This is a genomic window from Amycolatopsis sp. CB00013 (genome assembly GCF_001905755.1).
GTDB classification, from domain to species: domain Bacteria; phylum Actinomycetota; class Actinomycetes; order Mycobacteriales; family Pseudonocardiaceae; genus Amycolatopsis; species Amycolatopsis japonica.
On record NZ_LIWC01000002.1, the window covers coordinates 1651044 to 1673061 of the forward strand.

At 69.2% G+C, this 22018-nt stretch carries 23 protein-coding genes; 14 read left to right on the forward strand and 9 right to left on the reverse strand.

The features are described 5' to 3' along the window. The gene (locus AMK34_RS17975; protein WP_073846054.1) at window positions 1-1014 is read left to right on the forward strand and encodes an acyl-CoA dehydrogenase family protein; all 1014 of its coding nucleotides are present in this window, start codon (window positions 1-3) and stop codon (window positions 1012-1014) included. Here the strand turns inward: AMK34_RS17975 and AMK34_RS17980 are convergent. Continuing rightward, entirely contained in the window at window positions 1011-1253 is a 243-nt protein-coding gene (locus AMK34_RS17980) for a hypothetical protein (RefSeq protein WP_016330689.1), read from the reverse strand. The two genes, AMK34_RS17975 and AMK34_RS17980, sit on opposite strands and share 4 nt — an antisense overlap. A 114-nt stretch (window positions 1254-1367) precedes the next feature. On the opposite strand from AMK34_RS17980, the gene AMK34_RS17985 reads away from it, so the two are divergent. The 4 genes from AMK34_RS17985 to AMK34_RS18000 all read left to right on the forward strand — a co-directional run bounded on the left by AMK34_RS17985 (window position 1368) and on the right by AMK34_RS18000 (window position 4778). Further along, complete coding sequence (locus tag AMK34_RS17985) at window positions 1368-2132, forward strand: ESX secretion-associated protein EspG (protein WP_038522168.1); 765 nt, start codon at window positions 1368-1370, stop codon at window positions 2130-2132. 143 nt (window positions 2133-2275) lie between these two features. Beyond that, on the forward strand, window positions 2276-2752 hold the full coding sequence (locus AMK34_RS17990; RefSeq protein WP_228694835.1) for a hypothetical protein: 477 nt from the start codon (window positions 2276-2278) through the stop codon (window positions 2750-2752). A gap of 6 nt (window positions 2753-2758) precedes the next feature. Next, window positions 2759-3310: a DUF3558 domain-containing protein gene (locus AMK34_RS17995; RefSeq protein WP_073846055.1), complete on the forward strand. Its 552-nt coding sequence runs from the start codon at window positions 2759-2761 to the stop codon at window positions 3308-3310. Window positions 3311-3320: 10 nt separating this feature from the next. Continuing rightward, window positions 3321-4778, forward strand: coding sequence for a hypothetical protein (locus tag AMK34_RS18000; protein ID WP_073846056.1), 1458 nt, complete (start codon window positions 3321-3323; stop codon window positions 4776-4778). 63 nt (window positions 4779-4841) lie between these two features. Here AMK34_RS18000 and AMK34_RS18005 read toward each other — a convergent pair whose 3' ends face one another. From AMK34_RS18005 to wzm, 4 genes are read right to left on the reverse strand one after another with little or no spacing between them, the layout of a single operon-like run. Further along, window positions 4842-6569, reverse strand: a complete 1728-nt coding sequence (locus AMK34_RS18005) for a hypothetical protein (RefSeq protein WP_241832790.1) — start codon at window positions 6567-6569, stop codon at window positions 4842-4844. Window positions 6570-6625: 56 nt separating this feature from the next. Beyond that, window positions 6626-7534: a galactofuranosyltransferase GlfT1 gene (gene glfT1 / locus AMK34_RS18010; protein WP_038507551.1), complete on the reverse strand. Its 909-nt coding sequence runs from the start codon at window positions 7532-7534 to the stop codon at window positions 6626-6628. Further along, complete coding sequence (wzt, locus tag AMK34_RS18015) at window positions 7531-8355, reverse strand: galactan export ABC transporter ATP-binding subunit Wzt/RfbE (protein ID WP_073846057.1); 825 nt, start codon at window positions 8353-8355, stop codon at window positions 7531-7533. Before wzt ends, glfT1 begins: the two co-directional genes overlap by 4 nt. A 3-nt stretch (window positions 8356-8358) precedes the next feature. Next, window positions 8359-9303 carry a galactan export ABC transporter permease subunit Wzm/RfbD gene (wzm, locus tag AMK34_RS18020; RefSeq protein ID WP_073846058.1) on the reverse strand — a complete coding sequence of 315 codons (945 nt, stop codon included), beginning with the start codon at window positions 9301-9303 and terminating at the stop codon, window positions 8359-8361. 145 nt (window positions 9304-9448) lie between these two features. Here wzm and AMK34_RS18025 point away from each other — a divergent pair, with 145 nt between their 5' ends. From AMK34_RS18025 to pseI, 4 genes are read left to right on the forward strand one after another with little or no spacing between them, the layout of a single operon-like run. Next, on the forward strand, window positions 9449-10078 hold the full coding sequence (locus AMK34_RS18025) for a hypothetical protein (RefSeq protein WP_038507558.1): 630 nt from the start codon (window positions 9449-9451) through the stop codon (window positions 10076-10078). A 35-nt stretch (window positions 10079-10113) separates the two neighbouring features. Further along, complete coding sequence (locus AMK34_RS18030; protein ID WP_038507561.1) at window positions 10114-10554, forward strand: hypothetical protein; 441 nt, start codon at window positions 10114-10116, stop codon at window positions 10552-10554. Between the two features lie 3 nt (window positions 10555-10557). Further along, on the forward strand, window positions 10558-11010 hold the full coding sequence (locus AMK34_RS18035; protein WP_038507563.1) for a GNAT family N-acetyltransferase: 453 nt from the start codon (window positions 10558-10560) through the stop codon (window positions 11008-11010). A gap of 30 nt (window positions 11011-11040) precedes the next feature. Then, the gene (gene pseI, locus AMK34_RS18040) at window positions 11041-12096 is read left to right on the forward strand and encodes a pseudaminic acid synthase (protein WP_038507566.1); all 1056 of its coding nucleotides are present in this window, start codon (window positions 11041-11043) and stop codon (window positions 12094-12096) included. A 235-nt stretch (window positions 12097-12331) separates the two neighbouring features. On the opposite strand, the gene AMK34_RS18045 is transcribed toward pseI, so the two are convergent. Continuing rightward, a complete protein-coding gene (locus tag AMK34_RS18045; RefSeq protein ID WP_038507569.1) occupies window positions 12332-13465 on the reverse strand; it encodes a DegT/DnrJ/EryC1/StrS family aminotransferase in 1134 nt (377 codons plus the stop codon). Beyond that, entirely contained in the window at window positions 13458-14441 is a 984-nt protein-coding gene (gene pseB / locus AMK34_RS18050; RefSeq protein ID WP_038507572.1) for a UDP-N-acetylglucosamine 4,6-dehydratase (inverting), read from the reverse strand. The genes AMK34_RS18045 and pseB overlap by 8 nt, the downstream gene beginning before the upstream one ends. A 49-nt stretch (window positions 14442-14490) precedes the next feature. Between pseB and AMK34_RS18055 the strand changes: the two genes are divergently transcribed. Genes AMK34_RS18055 through AMK34_RS18070 form a run of 4 tightly spaced genes read left to right on the forward strand, consistent with a single transcriptional unit; the run spans window position 14491 to window position 18969 of the window. Then, entirely contained in the window at window positions 14491-15237 is a 747-nt protein-coding gene (locus tag AMK34_RS18055) for a cytidylyltransferase domain-containing protein (RefSeq protein WP_073846059.1), read from the forward strand. Continuing rightward, window positions 15234-16202 (forward strand): spore coat protein, encoded by a 969-nt coding sequence (locus tag AMK34_RS18060; RefSeq protein ID WP_073846060.1) that lies wholly within the window; start codon window positions 15234-15236, stop codon window positions 16200-16202. Before AMK34_RS18055 ends, AMK34_RS18060 begins: the two co-directional genes overlap by 4 nt. Continuing rightward, on the forward strand, window positions 16199-17776 hold the full coding sequence (locus AMK34_RS18065; protein WP_073846061.1) for a hypothetical protein: 1578 nt from the start codon (window positions 16199-16201) through the stop codon (window positions 17774-17776). The genes AMK34_RS18060 and AMK34_RS18065 overlap by 4 nt, the downstream gene beginning before the upstream one ends. 38 nt (window positions 17777-17814) lie before the next feature. Then, window positions 17815-18969 carry an epoxide hydrolase family protein gene (locus AMK34_RS18070; protein ID WP_073846062.1) on the forward strand — a complete coding sequence of 385 codons (1155 nt, stop codon included), beginning with the start codon at window positions 17815-17817 and terminating at the stop codon, window positions 18967-18969. Window positions 18970-19036: 67 nt separating this feature from the next. On the opposite strand, the gene AMK34_RS18075 is transcribed toward AMK34_RS18070, so the two are convergent. Further along, window positions 19037-19645 carry a bacterial proteasome activator family protein gene (locus tag AMK34_RS18075; RefSeq protein ID WP_038507584.1) on the reverse strand — a complete coding sequence of 203 codons (609 nt, stop codon included), beginning with the start codon at window positions 19643-19645 and terminating at the stop codon, window positions 19037-19039. Between the two features lie 135 nt (window positions 19646-19780). Here AMK34_RS18075 and AMK34_RS18080 point away from each other — a divergent pair, with 135 nt between their 5' ends. Continuing rightward, window positions 19781-20980: a cysteine desulfurase-like protein gene (locus tag AMK34_RS18080; protein WP_016330709.1), complete on the forward strand. Its 1200-nt coding sequence runs from the start codon at window positions 19781-19783 to the stop codon at window positions 20978-20980. Here the strand turns inward: AMK34_RS18080 and AMK34_RS18085 are convergent. Further along, window positions 20977-21954 (reverse strand): NAD(P)H-quinone oxidoreductase, encoded by a 978-nt coding sequence (locus AMK34_RS18085; RefSeq protein ID WP_038507587.1) that lies wholly within the window; start codon window positions 21952-21954, stop codon window positions 20977-20979. The genes AMK34_RS18080 and AMK34_RS18085 overlap by 4 nt on opposite strands. Between the last annotated feature and the right edge of the window lie 64 nt (window positions 21955-22018).

Consider the following 22018-nt stretch of genomic DNA (forward strand, 5'->3'; position numbering starts at 1 on the left):
ATGACGGATCTGGTCACCCGAGCCCAAGCCCTCGCCGATGATCTCCTCTTCCCCGCGGCCACCGAAGTCGACCTCAAGGGCGAAGTGCCCTCAAGCCACTTCGACGCTCTCGCCGCCGAAGGCTTCTACGGTCTCGCGGCGCCCAAGGAAGCCGGCGGTCCGGGCGCCGACCTCCCGACGATCGTCCAGGTCCTGGAGACCCTGGCGGGCGGCTGCCTCAGCACGATGTTCACCTGGATCCAGCACCACGGCCTGGTCGCGGCGCTCACGACGGCCGGCAACACGGAACTGCGCGACCGCTATCTCCCGCGGCTGGTCAGCGGGGAACTCAAGGCGGGCGCCGCGTTCGCCGCGGTGATCCCGACCCCGCCCAGGTTGCGCGCGGAACGCGTCGAGGGCGGCTACCTGCTCGACGGCGAGGCCCCGTTCGTCAGCGGCTGGGGCGTCATCGACCTGCTCCAGCTCTGCGCCCGCGACGGCGACACCGTCGTGAGCGCGATCATCGACCCGGTGGCGGGGGAGCGGCTGGAGGCCCGGCCGCTCGACCTCGTCGCGGCGCAGGGCACGGCCACCGTGCACCTCGTCTTCACCCGCTACTTCCTGCCCGACGACCGCGTCTACGGGAAGACCCCGCACGCCGATTTCGTCGCGGGCAACACTTTCGCCTCCCGGCTCAACGGCTGCGCGCCCCTCGGCCTCGCCGCCCGTGCCGCGCGGCTCATCGAGGAACTCGGGAAGGCCGACGTCGCCGCTGGGATCCGGGCCGAGATCGACGCCGCCCGGCTGCGGCTCGACGCGGCACTCGCCGATCCGCCCTCGCTGCCCGCGGCCAGGGCGGCGGGCGCGGAGCTCGCCTTCCGGGCCGCGGGCGCGCTGGTCGCGGCCAACGGCAGCACGTCGGTACTCGCCGGACGACACCCCCAGCGGCTCGTCCGGGAAGCCACCTTCCTGCTGGTCGCCGCCAGCCGTCCGGAGATCAAAACGGGACTGCTGGAGCTCTTCTCCCGGAACTAGTGCAGCCCGAACACTCGGGTCTTGCGGTTCAGATCGTCGATGTAGGCGGCGGCGACGTGGGAGAAGTTGATCGCCACCTCGGAGTCGTCCCTCGTCTGGATCGTCTGCACCGAACCGGTGCGGACGAAATGCGAGAGATCCTTGGTCAGCCGTTCGGTTTCTTCCGTCGTGAGCGCGAAGAGCAGCGGCTCCCCGCCGGTGGCGAGATGGAGGACGAGCGCGGGTTTCTGGTCTGCCATGGATCCATGGCACCAGCCGTGATCACGGCCGGGCAAGCGGGTTCGCTGCGGGCGTATCGGGCGCGTGGACTACGTTCATCCCGACGGACAAGACACCCGCGGGGGGAAATGGCGATGCCGCATTCGTTCTCGTTGTCGCTGGCGGCGGTGGACATCCTGCTCGAACACGGCCGGTTCGGGCCGGCGCCCGTCCCGTTCGAGATCCCGCACATCGGCACGACGACCGATCAGCGCGCGATGGTGCGCGAGGCCGTCTTCCGCGACCTCGAAGGCCGCGGCCTGATGCGCGGCGGCAGGCTCGACGCCGACGTCGAACTCGCGATCGCGACCTTCGCCGACCCGCAGCTCGCCGTCTGGGCGGTCGCGCAGATGGACAAGGACAAGCAGCTGCTCGCGAGGGCGGCGACGAACGGGCAGTTCGCGGTCGTCGTGCGCCAGGACGAGAACCTGCTCGTGTTCGAGGAGACCAGGCCGACCGCGATCGTCGCGTCCATCGTCGACCTGCTGCCGCTCACCCCGGCAGGCCCCGGTCAGTCGGTCACCATCGCGAAGCCGGCGAGCGCGCCGAAGCGCCCTCGAAACGACGACACGTACGACCCCTTCGCCAAGGTCAGCGGGCCGCGGTCGCACGGGTCGAACCCGCAGCTGCGGCACGTGGAGCGGATCTTCGAGAAGCCGAAGACGCGAGTGGGCCAGTTCAGCGTGTTCATCCGCGGTGGCCAGGTCTTCCCGCCGCTGGCGTGGTTCGACACCGAAGCGGGCCGCTTCATGATGACTTCGCGCCAGGCGGCCGACGGGCAAAGCTGGCTGACCTACGCTCCCGCCGACAACGCGAGGATCGCTCAGCAGCTGTATGCCCAGCTCGAAGGGCAGTTCTGAACCACGGGGAACCGGGGTGACGCCCGTTTCGTCACAGTCACGGAGATCTTCGGCGATCGGTGAATCACCGTCGCGCTGAGTGCCCGGCTAGTAGACTGCCGGGCGATACGCACGGGCGAGCAGACGAGGCAGTGGGGCGGGCGATGGCTTTCGAAGCGGACGGCGGACAGGCGGCACCGGACTTCTCGATCGGCGCGGCCATGGGCGCGGCAGCCGGTTATGTGGCGGCGGGTGGCCTGAACGCGGCCGCGGTAGCCCAGGTGAGCGCGGAGACCCAGAAGCTGGTCTCGGCCGCCAAGAGCGGCGGCTTCAAGATCACCTCCGAAGGCGTCAAGCCGCTGCTCAAGGCGGTGCGCGACATGGGGACCGAGCTCACCAGGCTGGAGCGGCAGACGATCCGGCTCTCCGAAGCGCCGCAGCTCGGCGACCACCCGTACGGCAGGGCCGTCGCGGCCCACGACCAGAAGGGCGCCGCCCAGTCGGCCAATTCGGCGAGTGCCGTACTCGGCAAGTTCAAGCAGGTCGTGCAGGACACCGAGGAAGCGCTGTTGCGCGCGTCGGGGCAGTACAAGAAGAAGGAAGACGAAACGGTCGAGGCGCTCGATCGGCTCAAGAACTGAGGCGGAATGAAGAAGCTGCTCCTCGTACCGCTGACCGCGGCCGCGTTCGTGCTCGCGGCCTGTTCCACCGAAAAGCCGGGCACACCCTCCGCGGCGCCGTCGTCGCCGTCGCAAGGCGGCGAGTCCACCGCCCCGACGACGGCCACCGGTGGCGCCGACCCCGCGTCGATCGATCCGTGCTCGCTCCTCGGCGTGGCCGATCTCGCGTCGTACGGCACCTTCAAGGCGCCGGTTCCCCAGAACGACGCCGGTGCCCGTGGCTGCGAGTTCACCAAGGAGGCCGAGACGGCGGCGGACGCCGTCTCGCTCGGCGTCGACATCCGTGACAAGCAGGGCATCGACAGCGTCTCCGACGGTGGGAACGGCAAGACCACCGGCAACGTCAACGGCCGCAAAGCGGTACTCGTCCCGAAACCGCCCTCCGGCTGCCTGATGGCGCTCGAAATCGGCGCCTCGGCCCGGGCCGACATCGTGGTCGTCGCCTCGGATCCGGAGAAGTCGTGCGGGATGGCGGAAAAGATCGCCGACATCGTCGAACCGAAACTTCCGAAGGGCTAGGGGGACCAGGATGACCACCAACAAGGCTCAGATGACCGAGCAGGAGTACGTCGCCGGTCTCTCGCCCCAAGCCCGGGACCAGTACTACCGGGACAAGGCGAGCGGCGAGGGCGACGACGGGCCGTTCGGCATCTTCCAGCGGTTGATCGCCCAGGGCAGGGCTCAGCAGCAGTCCGAAGACGTCGGTGACAAGACCGTCGACGAGCTGACCAAGAACAAGGACGTCAAGTACGTCGAGGGGCTCGAGCCGCCGAACGGCGACTACCTCGGCTACGACCACGAGAAGCTCGAACAGTTCGTCAACAGCAACCTGAACGTCGAGCAGGTCTCCGAGGTCTCGACCGCGTACCACGAGATCCACAAGGCCTTCGACACCTTCTCGAGGACGATGGACCAGGCCGTCACCGCTTCGCAGGGCACCTGGGAAGGTGACGCGGCGGGCAACGCGCAGGGCTACTTCAAGAGCCTCAGCAAATGGTCCGAGGCGAACTCCCAGAACGCCAAGCTCGCCTCCGAGACGATCTACGACCAGGGCACCGCGGCCTCCACCGTGAAGAACACGATGCCCAAGCCGATCCCCTTCAGCTGGAAGGAAGAGGTCGGGGGGTGGATGACGTCGAACCCGTTCAACATGGGCGAGAACATCGACAAGTCCATCCAGAAGCAGAAGGACAGCCAGGAGGCCCACACCCAGGCGGCCTCCGCCATGAACAGCTACGACAAGTCCTTGTACGAGGCCGCGTCGAAGCAGCCGGTGTTCGCCGAGCCGCCGAAGTTCGGCGAGGGTGGCGGAGGCGGTATCGACGATCCGGGCAAGCCGCAGCCGTACCAGGTGCCGCCCGGTTCGAACACGCCCGGCTCCAACAACCCCGGCAACACCTACATCCCGCCCGGCAGCGGTGGCGGGGGTAGCGGCGGTGGTGGAGGCGGTGGCGGCGGCTACGGCTCCAACCTGCCCGGCCCGGGCAGCACCACGGGATCCGGCAGCCTTCCGTCGGGTACGACGCCGTCCGGCTTCCAGAACGGGCCGGCGCCGATCACCACGCCCGGCCCCAACAACAACACCGCGATGCCGATCAGCCCCATGCCGATGGCGCCGCCCATGATGGGTGGCGGCATGGGCGACTCGGACTACAACAGCCGAACCGGCCGCGGTGGCGGCGGAAGCGGGTTCGGCCCCGGCAGCGGCGGCGGTTCCACGCCCGGTTCGGGTTCCGCGTCCGGCGCGGCCCGCCCGGGTGGTATCGGTGCCGCCGAAGCGGCCGCCGGCCGCGGTATGGGCGGTCTCGGCGGCGGCGCGGCCGGTCGTGGCGGGCCGGGGATGGGCGGCGGCATGGGTGGCCGCGGCCAGCAGTCGGACGGGGACGAGGACACCGAGCACCAGCGTCCGACGTACCTCGTCGAGGGCGACCCCGACGAGGTCTTCGGGACCGACATGCGCACCGCGCCGCCGGTCATCGGCGAGTAGACGTCTCCGAAAAGGCCCTTCCGCACGCCAGGCGTACGGAAGGGCCTTTTTCGTATCCGGAGGTCAGCGTCCGAACTGCGCGACGTACGGGTCGCGGTCGTAGCGCAGGCTGGACCGGCCGACCGAATGCACCAGGTTCTGCCAGAACCGGTTTCCGGTCAGCGGTGCTCGCACGGAAGCCAGCATTTCCTGGATCTCGGGCCGCGCGAGGGAACGCCTCGCGGACGCGATCTCCTCCGCGGGAACCACGCCTTCGGTCGCCGCGGACAGCTCTTCCGGCGTGCCCCGGCCGGCGTCCGCGAGGGTCCAGGCGACCGAGAGCAGCTTGTCGTGCCCCATCGCCCCGCCTTCGATCGAGAGCGAGTGCGACGCCAGCGGGCTCGCCAAGCCGAGGTCGTCGACCACCTTGTAGTCGTAGGACAGCAGCATTCCGGGGAAGCCGAGTGCGCCGGGAGAGGAGACCACGGTCCGCTCCCGCGCCGGCACGACGAGCCATCGGTGGTAACGCGACACCGCGACGACAGGCCCCTGCTCGCCTTCCATGGCCGTGGCCAGTTCCGGCAGATACCCGATGGCCTTGGCGGCGTCCTCGGCCAGGATCGGATGGGACTTGCCCGTGGTGTCGAGCCAGAAGACGCGGGAATCGGTGATGGCGTGGGCGCCGATCTTGTGCTCGACCGCCGAGGGCGCCCGCAGCCAGCCTCCGCTCACCACGGCCCACACACCGAGCACCAGCAGGGGTAGCGCGGTCCACTTGCTCAGCGGTACGGCGAGCACCGGGAGGAGAAGCAGCAAGAGCGACGGAAGCAGCATCCGGCCGTGCATGTAGTCACCGCCGACGCGCGTGACGTAGAAGAGCAGGCAAAGCGCGGCGACGACCGGCATCACGACCGCGATGGTCGTCGCACGCGTCAGCCTCCGAAGCACCAAGGCTGCGAGAACCACCAGCGTGAGCAGCGGGATCACCAGCAGATACGGGTCGAGCAGGTCGGCGATGTAGAAGAATCCCCGGTCCCAGCGGGCCTTCGAGGCTTCTTTCGCCAGCGCGGTGTTCGGCGTGATCAGGCCGTAGTAGCCCATCCGGAACACTTGATAGCCGGCCGGCAGTGCGCCCGCGACGAGAATCCAGAGCAGGGCGCGTTTCCAGCCCGGCTTGGCGATGAGGAGCAAGGCGACGCCCCCCAGCGCCGTCACCACTGCGAATTCGGGGCGGACCAGCGGGCCGAGGCCGAGGATGAACACCGTCGCCCATGGTCGCGTGTCGGGCCGGGTGGCGTGGCGGACCAACAGCCACCACACGCCGGCGAGCCAGCAGGTGACGAGGCCGGTTTCGAGGCCCGAGGTCGCGAAGTCCCAGAACGGGGAGAGGCCGAGAAGCAGGAGCGCTCCGGCGGGAAGGATCGGTTTCGAGGGATGCAGGCGCCGCGCGCCGTCGAGGCCGAGCGCCATTCCGGCGACCGCGAAGAGCAGTCCGAGAACGACGGCGGCCCATTCGAGCCGGACGCCGAGGAGGCCGGGAAGTGCGAGGAGGTACGTCCAAAGTGTGCTGGTGTTCGCTTCGACGCGTTCACCGGCGTTGAAGACCGGACCGTTGCCGTCCAAGAGGTTCTGCACGGTCCGAAGCACGATCAGTCCGTCGTCGCACACCCATCTTCGGTTCCAGGCGATGACCGCGAAGAGGGCCACGACCAGCCCGATGGTGACGAAATTCCCGTCGAACCGGCGGCTGGGTCTATGTCTGGATCTAGGTCTCGCCTCGGTGGTTTCCAGCGCGAGTACAGGTGCGTTCACGAGCTGAGCACGCCTGAGGCCGGGCACAGGTTGCCCGGCCACGGCCGGAAATGCGCTCAGTAGCGGTAGAACTTCTCCTTGCGACCCTGGCGGACCAGCTTCAGCCACTGCAGGAAGGCCTTCGGGTCCCGCTTCACGCCGACGAAGTACAGGCCGAACCGCACCACTTCGAGCGCGCCGATCTTGCGCATACCCGGCTGGGACAGCAGGTATCCACGGTTTCGGTAGGTGTAGTAGCGCTTGACCTCGTTCTCCGGATCCTGCGCGTGGAACCGGCCGCCCAGCATCGGCTTGAACTCGTCCGAGCCGTCCGGGTGCAGGTACGCGGTCTTGAGCGAGGTGCCGAACGGCAGCCCGGAACGCACCAGGCGCCGGTGCAGTTCGACCTCGTCACCGCGGAAGAACAGCCGCAGATCCGGCACGCCGACGACGTCCAAAGTGGACGCGCGGAACAACGCGCCGTTCATCAGCGAGGCGATCCCCGGCAGGAAGTCGACGCCCAGTTCCGACGACGAGCGCTTCCAGGTCAGCCCGCGCCGCAACGGGAACGCGAGTTTGTCCGGAGCGTCGATGTTGGACACCACCGGGGAGATCTCGGCCAGGTCCCGCTTCTCGGCCTCCTCCAGCAGGATCGCGAGGACGTTCTCGTCGGCGGGGCGGCCGTCGTCGTCGGCCAGCCAGATCCAGTCCGCGCCAAGGGAAAGCGCGTGCAGCATGCCGAGCGCGAACCCGCCCGCACCGCCGAGGTTGCGGTGCGAAGGCAGGTACGTGAAGGGAAGCGGGTAGTCCTCGACGATGTCCCGCGCCGACTTGTCCGGCCCGTTGTCGACCACGACGAGGTGGTCGACCGGCCGGGTCTGCGCGGCGATCACCTTGAGCGAGTCCGCGAGCAGTTCCCGTCGATGGCGCGTGACGACCACGCCGACGACGGCGCCTTCGGGTAACTGCCGGGTCTCGCTGGTCATCCTTGGCCACCGTTCGTCGTCGCCACCGGCTCGGGTTCGATACCGAACCGCTCCAGCGTCTCCTGGCTCATGTTCTCGAACGGGTCGCGCCCCTTGTAGCCGGTGAGCACGTCGCGCAGCGAACCGCGCTGCTTGACGTGCCCCTCGTCCATCCAGATGGCGGAGTCGCAGAGCTCGAAGAGGAACTCGTCCGAGTGGCTGGCGAACACCAGGATCCCCGACCGCTTCACGAGGTCCTTGAGCCGGTCCTTCGCCTTGTTGAGGAACGCCGCGTCGACCGCGCCGATACCCTCGTCGAGGATCAGGATCTCCGGGTCGATCGAGGTGACCACGCCCAGCGCCAGGCGCACCCGCATACCGGTCGAGTACGTCCGCAGCGGCATCTGCAGGTAGTCGCCGAGTTCGGTGAACTCCGCGATGTCGTCGACCCGGGCTTCCATCTGCTTCGCGGTCATCCCGAGGAACAGGCCGCGGATGATGATGTTCTCCATCCCGGAGATCTCCGGGTCCATGCCGATGCCGAGGTCGAAGACCGGGGCGATCTTGCCGGTGATCCGCGCCGAACCACGGGTGGGTTCGTAGATGCCGGACAGCAGCCGCAGCAGCGTCGACTTCCCGGCGCCGTTGTGGCCGACGAGGCCGACCCGGTCGCCTTCGCGGAGCTGAAGGCTCACGTCGTGCAGGGCTTCGATGATCGGCACCTTGCTCTCGGTGCCGATCTTGCCGCCGACCTTGCCCAGCACCTTTTTCTTCATGGAGCGGGTCTTCGCGTCGAAAATGGGGAAGTCGACGTAGGCGTTGTGCACATCAATGCTGACCATCTGTCACACCCAATAAGAGACGCGGGAACGGTAATTGCGCATCGCGACCAGCGCGAGGCCCCAGCCGACGACGGTGATGCCGAGCACCACGTACCAGCTGTTGATGCTGACCGCCTGGCCGATGAGCGGCGCGCGGACGATCTGGATGAAGTGGAAGAGCGGGTTGGCGTAGACGAACGGCAGGGCACCCGAAATGCCGTCGCGGGCCCCACCCGCCATCAACTGGTCGATCGGCCACACGATCGGCGTCATGTAGAAGAGCAGCTGGATGAGCGAGTTGATCACCTGCGGGATGTCGCGGTAGCGGGTCGAGATGATGCCCAGCAGCAGGGTGACCCAGCCGGCGTTCAGCGCGAGCACCAGAATGCCGGGAATCGCGCTCAGCGAGTACCAGCCGAGCCCGGGGTGGCACAGGACCTGGCCGACGCACTCGCCGCTCATCGCATACGGCTGGTCCAGGCTGGTGAAGAAGATCGCGACCACGATCACGTAGACGATCAGGTTGTGCGCCAGCATCAGCGTCTGGCGCCAGACCGTCCGCAGCACGTACACCGAAAGCGGCGCCGGGAGCTGTTTGATCAGCCCCTCGTTGGAGATGAAGGTCTCCATGCCCTCGGACAGGCAGCCACTGATGAAGCCCCAGATGATGAAGCCGGTGCTGATGTAGGGAAGGAACGTCGCCGTCGGCAGGTTGAACAACTGTGAGTACAGAAGCCCCAGGCCGAGTGCGATGACGCCCTGGCTGATGGTGATCCAGAACGGGCCGATCACCGAGCGGCGGTAGCGCTGCTTGATGTCCTGCCAGCCGAGGTGTCCCCACAGCTCTTTGGCGGCGAAACCGGTCTTGATGTCGGCGAACGCGCGCGAAAAGGTCTTGCTGTCCGAAATCGGCGGAACCGAGGTCGGAGCAGCACCGTCGGCGGCGTGAACCGTGCTGGTGGCATGCACGGGAACGAGGGTACCGATGGGGCCGATGATGCCTGGGGCGCCCCGTCCCGACCACGGAACGCTACCGTCGGATTCGCACCCGAACGCGGTGCGTGTGCTGGTACTTTCTGCCCTCATGACTGCTGCACTCGGCGACGCGAGCCTGATGGTCAATCTGCTCGCCGCATACGCCGACCGGCCGGAGCCCCGTTCGGTGGCCGTGGTCGGGAATCAGCCGCTTCCGCCGGACCCCCGGCGCGCGAAGGCCATCGACGCGTGTGACCTCGTGATCCGCGTCAACGGCTTCGTCGTCGACGAGCCGGGTGGCCCCGAAACGGTCGGCAGCCGGGTGCACGTCGTCGTGTTCAACCGCGCCGTCCGCGCCACCAAGCACGTCTTCCGTGACTACCGCAAACGGCTCTACCTGCTGGTCGAGCCGGGCCGGATGCACTGGGAGCCCGAAGACATCCCAGGCTGGTGGCCCGGTGACCTCGGTTACGTGCCGGTGCCGAACCGCGAGGTCGTCCTGCCGCTGTCCGACGCGCTCGGGCTGCCGAGCCGCGAAGAGGGTCTGTGGTCGACCACCGGGACGCTGGCCGCGTGGATCGCGCGCACGTCGTTCCCGCACGCCACGCTGGTCCTGTCCGGGTTCTCGTTCATCGACGACCCGGCCCAGACCCACTGGGAGCACGCCGCGGGCGACTCCTGCATCGTCGGACCCGAGCACCGCATCGCCGCCGAGGGCAGGCTGCTGGACTCGTGGACGAAGACCGGCGAAACCGAACTCCTGCGCTGAACTCCCAGCCAGCCCATCCCGAGAAGGAACACCCCATGGCAGTGCAGAAACTCCGCAGCGGCGTGATCGGCCGGATCGCCCGGCTCATCGACTTCCGGATCGACGAGCGGCTTCGCGACCTCAACGGGCGCGTCAACGACCTCGAACACGCCACCGCGGACCACCGCCGACGGCTCGACGGCGCCGAGAGCGGCCTCGAGCACGCTCGCGGCGACTTGCGCTGGACCCGTGCCGAGCTGGACCGCCTGATCCCGAGTGTCGCGGCCCAGGAGGCCCAGCTGGAGGATCTGCGCGAGTCGCTGTCGCTGCCGGTGCACGCGGACAAGCCCGAGCTGGCCGAGGCGCGCAGCCTGATCCAGGAGATCCAGCGCCAGCACGCCCAGATCCGCGTCCGGCTCGCCGGGATCGCCCGGTACGAGGACCGGCTGCGCCGGATCGAAGACCGCCAGCGCGAAACCATCGAGCAGACGCAGTAATCCGTGCTGGCTCGCGAGGCCACGGAGGCCGACGCCGGATTGCTGCTCGCCTGGCGGAACGATCCTCGTACCCGGCAGGCGTCCCGTTCGACCGCGGTGATCACGCTCGACGAACATTCCGCGTGGCTGCGTGGGGTGCTGGCGTCGCCGGACAGGGTGCTGTACGTCGTCGAACTCGACGGGATCCCGGTCGGCACCGTCCGGTTCGACCGCGAGGACGAAGGGGTCTGGGAGGTCAGCATCACCCTCGCGCCGGAAAGCCGGGGCCGCGGCTTGTCGGCTTCGGTTCTGGCGGAGGGCGAGCGGGCCTTCACCACCGGTCACCGCGTGCGGGTGGTGACCGCGGCCGTGCACCGGGACAACGCGGCGTCGGCCGCGCTCTTCGACCGGGCCGGGTACGCCGAGACCGCGCCTGCCGTCGACGGTTTCCGGAAGCTGCGTAAGACTGTGTCCTGACCAGACCGTCGTCAGGGAGGCGTTTCGTCCATGTCAGCACAGGAAGTCCGGATCGGCGCGCACCGCATCGGGGCCGGGCATCCGCCGTTCGTCATCGCCGAAATGTCCGGTAACCACAACGGCGAGCTCGCCAGGGCGCTGGAGATCGTCGACGCGATCGCCGAAACCGGCGCGCAGGCGGTCAAACTGCAGACCTACCGGCCGGACACGATCACGATCGACGTCGACGCCCCCGCTTTCCGGGTGAGCGACTCGCATTCGCTGTGGGGCGGCGAGAACCTCTACAAGCTCTACGAGCGCGCCCACACGCCGTGGGAATGGCACGAGCCGCTGTTCGAACGCGCCCGCGCCCGCGGCTTGGAGATCTTCTCCAGCCCGTTCGACCCCACCGCCGTCGAACTGCTGGAGTCGCTGGACGCGCCCGCGTACAAGATCGCGTCGTCGGAGATCGTCGACCTGCCGCTGATCGAACTGTGCGCGAAGACCGGCAAGCCGCTGATCATCTCGACCGGGATGGCCAGCGTCGCCGAGATCGACGCGGCGGTCCGGACCGCGCGGGAGGCGGGCAATGACAGGCTGATCGTGCTCGGCTGCACCGCGAGCTACCCGGCGTCGCCCAGCGAGAGCAACCTGCGCGGCCTGCCCGTCCTGGCGGGCGTGACCGGGACGCTCGTCGGGCTGTCCGACCACACACCCGGCATCGGCGCCCCGCTCGCGGCCGTCGCGCTCGGTGCCGTCGCCATCGAGAAGCACGTGACGCTGGCCAGGAGCGACGGCGGCGTCGACTCGGAGTTCTCCCTGGAGCCCGCCGAACTGGCCGCGCTGGTCACCGAATCGCACCGTGCGTGGGAGGCGCTGGGCGCCGCCGTGATCGGGCCGCGCGAGAGCGAGAAGGAAGGACTGCGGCTGCGGCGTTCCCTGTACGTCGTCGAAGACGTGCGTGCCGGGGACACCGTGACGCGGGAGAACGTCCGCTCGATCCGGCCGGCCGGCGGGCTGGCCCCCGCCGAGATCGTGAACGTGCTCGGCCGCACCTTCTCGTCCGATGTCCCGAAGGGCACCGCGCTCACCTGGGGCCTGATCTAGCCTCGCGTGACCTGGTGGACGACACGCGTGATCCGACGGACGACACGTGTGATCCGACGGACGACACGCGTGACTGGATGGACGACACACTCGCGGCCGGGGCTATGGCGCGTGTCGTCCGCCCAGTCACACGTGTCGTCCATCCCGACACGTGTGTCGTCCGTCCAGTCACGCGAAACCGCCACCCGTGCACCCGTGCACCGGTGGGACGTACCTACCAAAGGCACGGTCGGCCTTAGCCGAAGAAGCCGTGGACCTCGTCGATGACGCGGTCCACGTCGGCGTCGGTCAACGCCGGGAACAGCGGCAGCGAAAGCTCCTGGCCGTAGTACAGCTCCGCGTTCGGGCACATCCCGCGCCGGTACCCGAGGTCCTCGAACACCGGGTGCCAGTAGGCGGGGATGTAGTTGACCTGCACGCCGATCCCCTTGGCGCGCAAGTGATCGAACAGCGCACGGCGACGTCCTTCGAGGACTCGCAGCGGGTACAGGTGCCACACCGGATCCGCGCCTTCGCGCACGGCAGGCGTCAGCACTCCGTCCAATGAGGACAGTGCGGCGGTGTAACGCGCGTGGATCTCCGCGCGCCGCTTCTTGAACTCCGCGAGCCTCCGCAGCTGGCTGCTTCCCAAGGCGCACAACACATCCGGCAAGCGGTAGTTGAGGCCGAACTCGTGCACCTCCTGGTGCCAAGCGCCTTCGTCCGGATACCGCTGCGCCGCCTTGTCCCGCACCAGCCCGTGGTTGCGGAAACCGCGGGCGCGCGCCAGCAGCTCGTCCGAACCGGCGACCACCGCGCCGCCTTCGGCCGTGGTGAGGTTCTTGGTGGGGAAGAAGGAGAACGTCGTGAGGTCGGCGAGCGAGCCGACCGGCCTGCCCTGCCAGCTTCCGCCGACGGAATGCGCCGCGTCCTCCAGCAGCAGCGCGCCGTTGTCGTGCGCGATCCGGCCGAGCTCGTCCAGCTCGGCCGGGTGGCCGGCGTAGTCCACGGCCGCGACGACCTTGGTGCGCGAGGTGACGGCAGCCGCAGCCGCCGCCGGGTCGAGGTTGCCCGTGTCCGCCTCGACATCGGCGAACACGACGTTGCCGCCGAGCAACGCGGCCGTCGCGGCGGTGGCGACGAACGTCATCGGCGAGGTGACGACCTCGTCGTCAGGGCCGATCCCCGCTGCCGCGTACGCGACGTGCAACGCGGCCGTGCCCGACGTGACGGCCACCGCGGGCGTGCCACCGGTGTGCTCGGCGAGGTCGGATTCGAACCGCGTGACGGCGGGGCCGGTGGTCAGCCAGTCGCCGCGCAGCACCTCGGTGACGGCGGCGATGTCCTCGTCCGAAACGGACTGACGGCCGTAGGGCAGGAAGTCAGCCATACTGCTCGACCAGGTCGCGCAGCTCGTCCGCGTCGAGCCACAGGTCGTTGGTGTCCGAGCGGTAGGCGAAGTTCTCCGGCACGGCCTCGCCGCCGGTCGGCGGTTCGTAGCCCCAGCCCGCGATATGCGGCTGGACGACGTACCGGTCGCTCAGCCGCACGGTGCGGCGGGCGTCGTCGGGGGCGATCATCTCTTCGTGCAGCTTCTCGCCGGGGCGGATGCCGACCTCGTGCATCGGCGAACCGGGCGCGATCGCCTGGGCGAGATCGACCAGCCGCATGCTCGGGATACGCGGCACGTACAGCTCGCCGCCGTTCATCTGGTCGAACGAATCGATCACGAACTGCACGGCCTGCGGGAGCGTGATCCAGAACCGGGTCATCTCCTTGTGCGTGATCGGGAGCGACTCGCCCTTGGCCGCGAGCGCGCGGAAGAACGGGATCACACTGCCGCGCGAGCCCATCACGTTGCCGTAGCGGACCACGGAGAACCTGGTCGGATGCGTCGCGGCGTAGTGGTTCGCGCTGATGAACATCCGGTCGGCGCACAGCTTCGTGGCGCCGTAGAGGTTGATCGGGCTGGACGCCTTGTCCGTCGACAGCGCGACGACCTTCTTCACCCCGGTGTCGATCGCGGCCTCGATGACGTGCTGCGAGCCGACGACGTTGGTCTGCACGAATTCGAACGGGTTGTACTCACCCGTGTCGACCTGCTTGAGCGCGGCGGCGTGCACCACGTAGTCGACGCCGTGCATCGCGCGCTCGAGGCGGCGGCGGTCCCGGATGTCGCCGATGAACCAGCGCAGCCGCGGGTCGTTGTCGAACTGCTGGCGCGCTTCGTACTGCTTGAGCTCGTCGCGGGAGAGCACGACCAGCCGTCGCGGGTTCAGCTCGGCCAGGGCGTAGGTGATGAACGCCTTGCCGAACGAACCGGTCCCGCCGGTGAGCAGGATGCTGGAGCCATCCAGCTCGGACATCGTTGACCTCCGCGTTTCGGTGCTACTGCCGCACGACATCATGTCACCCATGGATCCAGACCCCGGGGCCCACGTGGTCAACGCCGTCATCCAGGCACGCGCGTCGTCCACCCGGCTACCTGGCAAGGTGCTCCGCCCCCTGGCGGGCCGGAGCGTCCTCGGCTGGGTCGTCCGTGCCGCCGCCGCTTCGCCGGGGATCGACGACGTCGTGGTCGCGACCTCGACGGAGGCCGACGACGACGCGGTGGCCGAGGAGGCCGCCCGGCACGGCGCCCTGGTCGCCAGAGGTCCGCTCGACGACGTCCTCGCGCGTTTCGCGGTCGCTATCGAGTCGTACCCGGCCGACGCGGTGGTGCGGCTCACGGCGGACTGTCCGTTGCTGGATCCCCACCTCATCGGCCAGCTCGTGGCGCAGTGGCGCGCGCAGCCGTCGCTGGACTACTTGAGCACCGTGCTGGTGCGCACCCTGCCACGCGGTTTCGACGCCGAGCTCGTGCGCACCGGAGTGCTCGCCGAACAGATCGAGACGGCCCGGGGTGCCGACCGCGAGCACGTCACCTCCGGCGTCTACGCGCACCCGGAGCGGTACTCGTGCGCCGGGATCGTCGTCAGCCCGGCCGCCGACGACCTGCGCGTGACCTTGGACACCGTCGAGGACTGGTCGGTCATCGAAGGCATCGTCGCCGAACTGGGCGACCGCGTCGGCGACTGGCGCGAGGTGGTCGCGGTGCTGCGATCCCGGCCCGAGCTGGCGAAGCTCAACGCGCACGTTGAGCAGAAGAAGGTGGCCAGGTGACCCGGCTGCTGCTTCGAGCCGACGCCTCGCCGTCGATCGGCGCGGGCCATGTCTCGCGCATGGTCGCCTACGCCGAGCGTGCCGTCGCGCGCGGCTGGGAAGTCGTGTTCGCGGGGCGGGTGGACAACGCCGAATGGCTGGCCGCGCGATTCGCGGAGCTGTCCGTTCCGGTGGTGCCGACCGCACCCTTCGAGGGCTTCGACGCGGTGGTCGTCGATCACTACGGTCTCGGCGAGCTGCGTGAGGAGGTCAACGCCGCGGGCGCGCTGCTGGTGTCCATCGAGGACGACGTTTTCGGCAGGCGTGCGGCGGATCTCGTGGTCGACTGCGCCTTCGAGCCGAAGCCGCGTCCCGAGGACGGCTCGGGAGAGTTGCTGCGCGGCGCGCGCTACGCGCCGCTGAGGGAAGCCGTCGTGCGGGCGCGGGAAAAGCGGTCCCAGGGGCCGGCTGGGGAACGGCCGCGGATCACCGTCGTGCTGGGAGGCGGCGCGGAATGGGCCGATACGGTCAGCGCGCTCTTACGTGCCCTTCGCGACACTCGCGCGCCCTTCGAAGCCGACGTGCTCGTACGCGGTGAGCCGACCGTGCCCGAACCGCTGCCCGGCCAGGAGTTCCGGATCGCACCGCCGGGGCCGGGCCTGCTCGACCTGCTGGTGGAAACGGACGTGGCGATCAGCGCGGCGGGGGTGACGCTGCTCGAACTGTGCTGCCTCGGCGTACCCACCGCCGTCGTCCGGCTCGTGGAGAACCAGGACGCGGGATATCGCGCGGCTTTGGATCTCGGGCTGGCGGCCGGGCTGGGCAGCGCAGACGCGCTCGACGGCCGAGCCACCGAGACGCTCGGAGAATTGCTTTCGGACTCGGCCGTGCGTAACGGTCTTTCCGCGACTTCGATGGCTCTTGTGGACGGGCGAGGAGTCGACCGCGTACTGGACCGGCTGGAGAAGACGAGGATGGCGGAATGACGACCACGGCGGAGCGAAGCGAGGCCGACGCCGTCCAGGAACCGAAGCCGCGTCGAGGGCTTCTCGCCGTCTTGCTCGGTTTCGGAGCGCTCTTCCTCGCCGGGTGCTGGGCGGCGTGGTTCTTCACCGTCGACGACGCCTTCATCACCTTCCGGTACTCGGCGAACATGGCGAACGGCCACGGTCCGGTGTGGAACGTGGGAGAAGACCCGATCGAGGGCTTCACGAACTTCCTCTGGATGCTCTGGCACGTCCCGTTCGCCCTCGCGGGCCTGCCGTTGGAGACCGTCGCCAAGGTGACGTCCGTCGTGCTGGGCGCCTTGATCCTGGTGATGCTGGTCCGCGCCGGGCATCGCGCGGCGGGTGTCCTCGGCGCGCTCGTGGCGGGCGGCACGCTGCTGCTGTTCGTGCCGACCTACTTCCACGTCACCGCCGGCCTGGAGACCATCGCGTTCGCCGCCGTCGTGCTGCGCGCCGCCATCGTCGGCGTGGACCTCGTCCAGGGCCGCGCGGTACGCGACTGGGAACCGCCGCTCTTGCTGCTGCTCGCCGGGATGATCCGGCCCGAAGGTGTCCTCGCGACCTTCCCGGCGTTCCTGATCTGGCTGTGGCTCGGGCGCGGGCGACGGCGGACCTGGGCACTGGTCGCCGCCGTCCTCGTCGTCGGCGGCGGATACTTCGCCTGGCGGTGGGCCTACTTCGGGCATCCGTTCCCGAACACCTTCTACGTCAAGTTCGGCAACCTCGACGCCGGATCGGTCTGGCTGGAGACCACCGCCTGGCTCGTCCTCCCGCTGCTGGCGCTGACCGCCTTCCTGCTGTTCCGCAAGACGAGCAGGGGAGCGGGCCTGGTGCTGTCCTCGGTCGTCCTCCTGACCGGCATGACCTACGCGGTTTCCGGGCCGACCATGGACTACATCCACCGCTTCGCCTTCCACGCCTTCCCCGTGCTCTGCCTCGGCGCGGGGCTGGCCATGGCGCACCTCGGCCGCCGGTGGATCGCCGCGGTGTCCGGCGCGGTGGCGGTCGGCTGGGTCGCCGTCACCGGTGCCCAGTCGACGGATCTGCCGGTGATCGCCAACTACGGTCCCGACCTGCAGCGCGCCCACGTCGCCATCGGCAAGGGCCTCGCGAACGCCCAGGTGCCGGAGGCGGCACGGAGCCTGGCGGTCTCCGACGCGGGGGCGATCCCGTACTACAGCGGCTGGAAGTCGATCGACTACATCGGACTGAACGACGAGGCCATCGCGCACGGCGCCTCGCCGACGGACGTCGTCAAGGCCGTCCGCCCGACGGTCATCGTCGTCACCGCTCGCGACCGCGGGGCCACCCCCGGCTGGGCGTACGGCCTCGTCGTCCCCGACGCGGCGCGCGACTACCAGCTGGTCGCGGACGTGCAGATGCGCGAGGGCTACTTCCAAGAGGTCTTCGCCCTGCCCGAGCACGCCGCGCGGATCCGCGCGGCGCTCGACGAGTCCGTCGGCGAGGCACAGCGCCGGAACGACCCCGGCCGGTACGAGGACACCATCGACCGGTGGCTCGATCGCCTGCGTGCTCAGCTGCCGGGAGGCTGAGGACCGCGGCTGTCCTCGATCCTCCCTACCGTCGCCCCATGACCATCACGCCGTTCACGATCGACGTCCCCCAGCGCGACCTCGACGACCTCGCCGCCCGCCTGGCGAACACCCGCTGGCCGGACGAGATCGGCGGCGTCGGCTGGGGCCTCGGGACGCCGCTCGGCTACCTCCAGGAGCTCGCCGAATACTGGCGGCTCCGCTACGACTGGCGCACCCACGAGGAGCGGCTCAACGGTTTCCCCGGGTTCCTGACGAACATCGACGGCGCGAACGTCCATTTCCTGCACGCGCGGTCACCGGAGCCGGACGCGATCCCGCTGGTGCTCACGCACGGCTGGCCGGGGTCCATTGTGGAATTCCTCGACGTCGTCGGGCCCCTTTCGGACCCGCGCGCGTACGGCGGAGATCCGGGGGACGCGTTCCACGTCGTCGTGCCGTCGCTGCCGGGGTTCGGTTTCTCCGGGCCGACGACCGAGGCGAACTGGGGTTCGGACCGGACCGCGGACGCCTGGGTCGAGCTGCTGTCGCGCCTCGGGTACGAGCGGTTCGGGCTGCACGGCGGAGACTGGGGCGCGATCGTGTCGCGCGCGGTGGGCGTCCGGTGCCCGGAACGGGTGATCGGCGCGCATCTGACGATGTTGCCTCACGCGGTGCCCCGGAGCGAGGCCGATCTCGAAGGACTCACCGGCGAAGAACTCGCGCGGGGCGAGGCGGCGCTGGCGCGCGGGCGGGAGTTCCAGAGCGGCGAATTGGGCTACGCGATGATCCAGTCGACCAAGCCGCAAACGCTTGCCTACGGGCTCACCGACTCGCCCGCCGGGCAGCTCGGCTGGCTGGTGGAGAAGTTCAAGTCCTATTCGGACTCGTGTGACGTCCCGGAGGACGCGATCGATCGCGACGATCTGCTCACCAGCGTGATGCTCTACTGGCTCACCGGCACGGCGAACTCGTCATCGCGGATCTACGCCACGCTGGGCCCGGCTTGGGGTACGCCACCGCCACAGTCCACAGTGCCCACTGGAGTGGCCGTGTTCCCGAAGGACACCGGCCTGCCGATCCGGCACCTCGCCGAGCGCACCGACAACGTCGTGCACTGGTCCACTCCGGACCGAGGGGGTCACTTCCCCGGGCTGGAGGTGCCGGATCTGCTCATCGACGACCTGCGGACGTTCTTCCGCCCGCTGCGCTGACTCCCGGCTGCAATGAAAGGACCTTTCCTTGCAAAATTTGCGAGGAAAGGACCTTTCCTTGCGCGTGTCAGAGGTACTGGCCGGGCCCGTGAGACTCGCCGGCGGCCCCGTGCCCACCCAAAGCGGCGCCGCCCGCGGACGGACCCGCCGGAAGCCCCCGCCGCATCTGCTCCAGCTGCACCCGCGCCGCCATCTGCTGCGCGAACAGCGCGGTCTGGATGCCGCTGAACAGCCCTTCCAGCCAGCCGACGAGCTGCGCCTGCGCGATCCGCAGTTCGGCATCGGACGGCGTCGAGTTCTCGGTGAACGGCCGTACGAGCCGCTCCAGCTCGTCCTGCAGCTCGGGCGCGAGCGCCTGCTCCAGCTCACGGATCGAGGTCTGGTGGATCTCGCGCACGCGGGTGCGGCTGGCGTCGTCCAGCGGTGCGGCGCGGACCTCCTCCAGCAGCTGTTTGATCATCGTGCCGATGCGCATCACCTTGGCGGGCTCTTCGACGAGGTCGCCGAGCGATTCCTCGTGCGCCTCCTCGCCGGAGTCGGAGCCGGGGGCGGCGATGCGTGCGGTGCCGACCGGCGTGCCGTCGGGACCGACGACCACCACATGGTGTTGGGAGTCTCCGCCGCCGTCACCGGGGGTGGTCGATTCGCGGGAAACTGGGTCGGTCATGTGCTCCATCCTGGCCTACGTCGGGCACGAAGCGCAGTGTGGTTTTTCGGCGCCGTCTCCGAGCGTAGCGGGAATCGTCGCGCCCCGTGGTCGGGCAGCCAACCCCGGGTAAAGCGCCAAACCGCACGTCCGTACGGTGTCCACATGGCGTTCGACGTCGCTCGTATCCGTGGGTTGTTTCCCGCGCTGGGTGACGGCTGGATTCACTTCGACGGCGCCGCCGGAATGCTCGTACCTGAACAGGTCGCTTCGGCCGTATCCACGGCCATGCGCGCTCCGGTGTCCGGGCCGGGTGGAGCGTTTCCGGCCTCCCAGCGCGCGGAAAGCATTGTCACGGCCGCTCGCCGGGCGGTCGCCGACCTGGTCGGCGCCGACCCGGCCGGAGTCGTGCTCGGACCCAACGCGCCCGATCTCATCCGCCGTCTCGTCGACGCGATGGCCGATCGCTGGACGATCGGCGACGAGGTCGTCGTCTCCCGGCTCGACGAGGAGGCCAACCTCGCGCCGTGGCGCCGCGCGGCGAAACGCGTCGGCGCGGTCGTGCGCTGGGGCGAGATCGACATCGAGACCTGCGAGCTGCCCGCCTGGCAGTACGAGAACCTCGTCTCCGCGCGCACCAAGGCCGTCGCGGTCACGCTGGCGTCCGGTTCGGTCGGCACCCGGCCCGACGTCCCGACGGTGATCGAGTTCGCCAAACGCGTCGGCGCGCTGGTCGTCGTCGACGCGACGTACGCGGCGCCGTTCGTGCCGCTGGACCTCAACGCGCTCGGCGCCGACGTGATGGTGGTTTCGGCGCAGGCCTGGGGCGGGCCGTCGGTGGGGGCGCTGGTCTTCCGCGACCCCGAACTGCTCGAACGCCTGCCGTCGGTCTCGCTCGACCCGGCCGCGCGCGGTCCGGCCCGGATGGAACTGGGGCCGCACGCGTACCCGTTGCTGGCCGGACTGATCGCGTCGATCGACTACCTGGCCGGTCTGGACGACGCCGCGCTGGGCTCCCGGCGCGAGAAACTGGTGACGTCGCTGGGCTCCGCGAAGTCGTACCACGCGGGACTTCTGGCGCAACTGTCCACAGAGCTGCGTTCGCTGCGGCACGTCATGGTCATCGGCGACGCCATGCGCCGGATCCCCGCGCTCGCGTTCGCCGTCGCGGGCAAGAAAGCGCCCGAGGTCGCCGAATACCTGGCGTCCCAGGGGCTCTGCGCCTTCGCCGACGACGGCACGAGCGGTGTCTTCGGCTCCCTCGGCGCCGCCGAAGTCGGCGGCGCCGTCCGCATCGGACTCGCGCACTACTCGAACGTCTTCGAGGTCAATCAGCTCGTCCGAGTGCTGGAAGAGATCCGCTAGGACTTCGCGGCGAGGAGAACCTTGCCGAAAACCGTGCCTTCTTCGAGCGCGCGGTGCGCGGACGCGGCTTCGGCCATCGGGACGACCTGACCGACGATCGGCTTCACCGAACCCTGCTCCACCAACGGCCACAGCCGCTCGCGGACGTCGGCGACGATCGCCGCCTTCTGCGCCAGCGGCCGCGAACGCAGGCCCGCCCCGAACACGCTCGCCCGTTTGCCCATCAGCTTGCCGATGTTCAGCTCGCCCTTGACGCCGCCCTGCATGCCGATGATCACCAGCCTGCCGTCCATGGCCAGCGCGTCGATGTTGCGGCCGAGGTACTTGGCGCCCATGTTGTCGAGGATGACGTTCGCGCCGCCGGTTTCGGCGCGCAGCACCTCGACGAAGTCCTGCTCCTTGTAGTTGATCGCGATGTCGGCGCCGAGCTGGCGGCAGCTCTCCAGCCGCTCATCCGAACCCGCGGTCACCGCGACCGTCGCGCCGAGCGCCTTGGCGACCTGGATCGCGTGCGTGCCGATCCCGCCCGCGCCGCCGTGGACGAGCAGGACGTCACCCTCGGACAAGCCGCCGTGCATCACCACATTCGCCCAAACCGTGCACGCGACTTCGGGCAGTCCGGCGGCCGCGAGCAATTCGACTTCGGCGGGAAGAGGAAGCAGTTGTCCGGCCGGGACGGCGACCTTTTCCCCGTAGCCACCACCGGCGAGCAAAGCACAAACTTCGTCGCCGATTCGCCATCCTTCGACGCCCTCGCCGATTTCGGCGATCGTGCCCGAACATTCGAGCCCGAGGATTTCGCTGGCACCCGGCGGAGGCGGATAGTTTCCCTGCCGTTGCAGCAGGTCAGCGCGGTTGACGGCGCTCGCGGCGACTTCGATGACGACTTCGCCTTCACCCGCCACGGGATCAGGGACCTCGGTCCATTCGAGAACATCGGGATCGCCGGGCTCACGGATGGTGATCGCGTACATACAAACGACCCTATCCCGGTGTCGTAAAGTCCGCCGAACGTCGGTTGACCTGTGGCGCAAACCA

Excerpts from the sequence above, each read along its gene's own strand:
- AMK34_RS18025 (WP_038507558.1), top strand. The coding sequence starts at position 9,449 with ATGGTCAATCTGCTCGCCGCATACGCCGACCGGCCGGAGCCCCGTTCG.
- AMK34_RS17990 (WP_228694835.1), top strand. The coding sequence starts at position 2,276 with ATGGCTTTCGAAGCGGACGGCGGACAGGCGGCACCGGACTTCTCGATC.
- wzt (WP_073846057.1), bottom strand. The coding sequence starts at position 8,355 with ATGGTCAGCATTGATGTGCACAACGCCTACGTCGACTTCCCCATTTTC.
- AMK34_RS18085 (WP_038507587.1), bottom strand. The coding sequence starts at position 21,954 with ATGTACGCGATCACCATCCGTGAGCCCGGCGATCCCGATGTTCTCGAA.
- AMK34_RS17975 (WP_073846054.1), top strand. The coding sequence starts at position 1 with ATGACGGATCTGGTCACCCGAGCCCAAGCCCTCGCCGATGATCTCCTC.
- pseI (WP_038507566.1), top strand. The coding sequence starts at position 11,041 with ATGTCAGCACAGGAAGTCCGGATCGGCGCGCACCGCATCGGGGCCGGG.
- AMK34_RS18045 (WP_038507569.1), bottom strand. The coding sequence starts at position 13,465 with ATGGCTGACTTCCTGCCCTACGGCCGTCAGTCCGTTTCGGACGAGGAC.
- AMK34_RS18080 (WP_016330709.1), top strand. The coding sequence starts at position 19,781 with ATGGCGTTCGACGTCGCTCGTATCCGTGGGTTGTTTCCCGCGCTGGGT.
- glfT1 (WP_038507551.1), bottom strand. The coding sequence starts at position 7,534 with ATGACCAGCGAGACCCGGCAGTTACCCGAAGGCGCCGTCGTCGGCGTG.
- AMK34_RS18000 (WP_073846056.1), top strand. The coding sequence starts at position 3,321 with ATGACCACCAACAAGGCTCAGATGACCGAGCAGGAGTACGTCGCCGGT.
- AMK34_RS18070 (WP_073846062.1), top strand. The coding sequence starts at position 17,815 with ATGACCATCACGCCGTTCACGATCGACGTCCCCCAGCGCGACCTCGAC.
- AMK34_RS17985 (WP_038522168.1), top strand. The coding sequence starts at position 1,368 with ATGCCGCATTCGTTCTCGTTGTCGCTGGCGGCGGTGGACATCCTGCTC.
- AMK34_RS18075 (WP_038507584.1), bottom strand. The coding sequence starts at position 19,645 with ATGGAGCACATGACCGACCCAGTTTCCCGCGAATCGACCACCCCCGGT.
- pseB (WP_038507572.1), bottom strand. The coding sequence starts at position 14,441 with ATGTCCGAGCTGGATGGCTCCAGCATCCTGCTCACCGGCGGGACCGGT.
- AMK34_RS17980 (WP_016330689.1), bottom strand. The coding sequence starts at position 1,253 with ATGGCAGACCAGAAACCCGCGCTCGTCCTCCATCTCGCCACCGGCGGG.
- AMK34_RS18065 (WP_073846061.1), top strand. The coding sequence starts at position 16,199 with ATGACGACCACGGCGGAGCGAAGCGAGGCCGACGCCGTCCAGGAACCG.
- AMK34_RS18030 (WP_038507561.1), top strand. The coding sequence starts at position 10,114 with ATGGCAGTGCAGAAACTCCGCAGCGGCGTGATCGGCCGGATCGCCCGG.
- AMK34_RS18055 (WP_073846059.1), top strand. The coding sequence starts at position 14,491 with ATGGATCCAGACCCCGGGGCCCACGTGGTCAACGCCGTCATCCAGGCA.
- AMK34_RS17995 (WP_073846055.1), top strand. The coding sequence starts at position 2,759 with ATGAAGAAGCTGCTCCTCGTACCGCTGACCGCGGCCGCGTTCGTGCTC.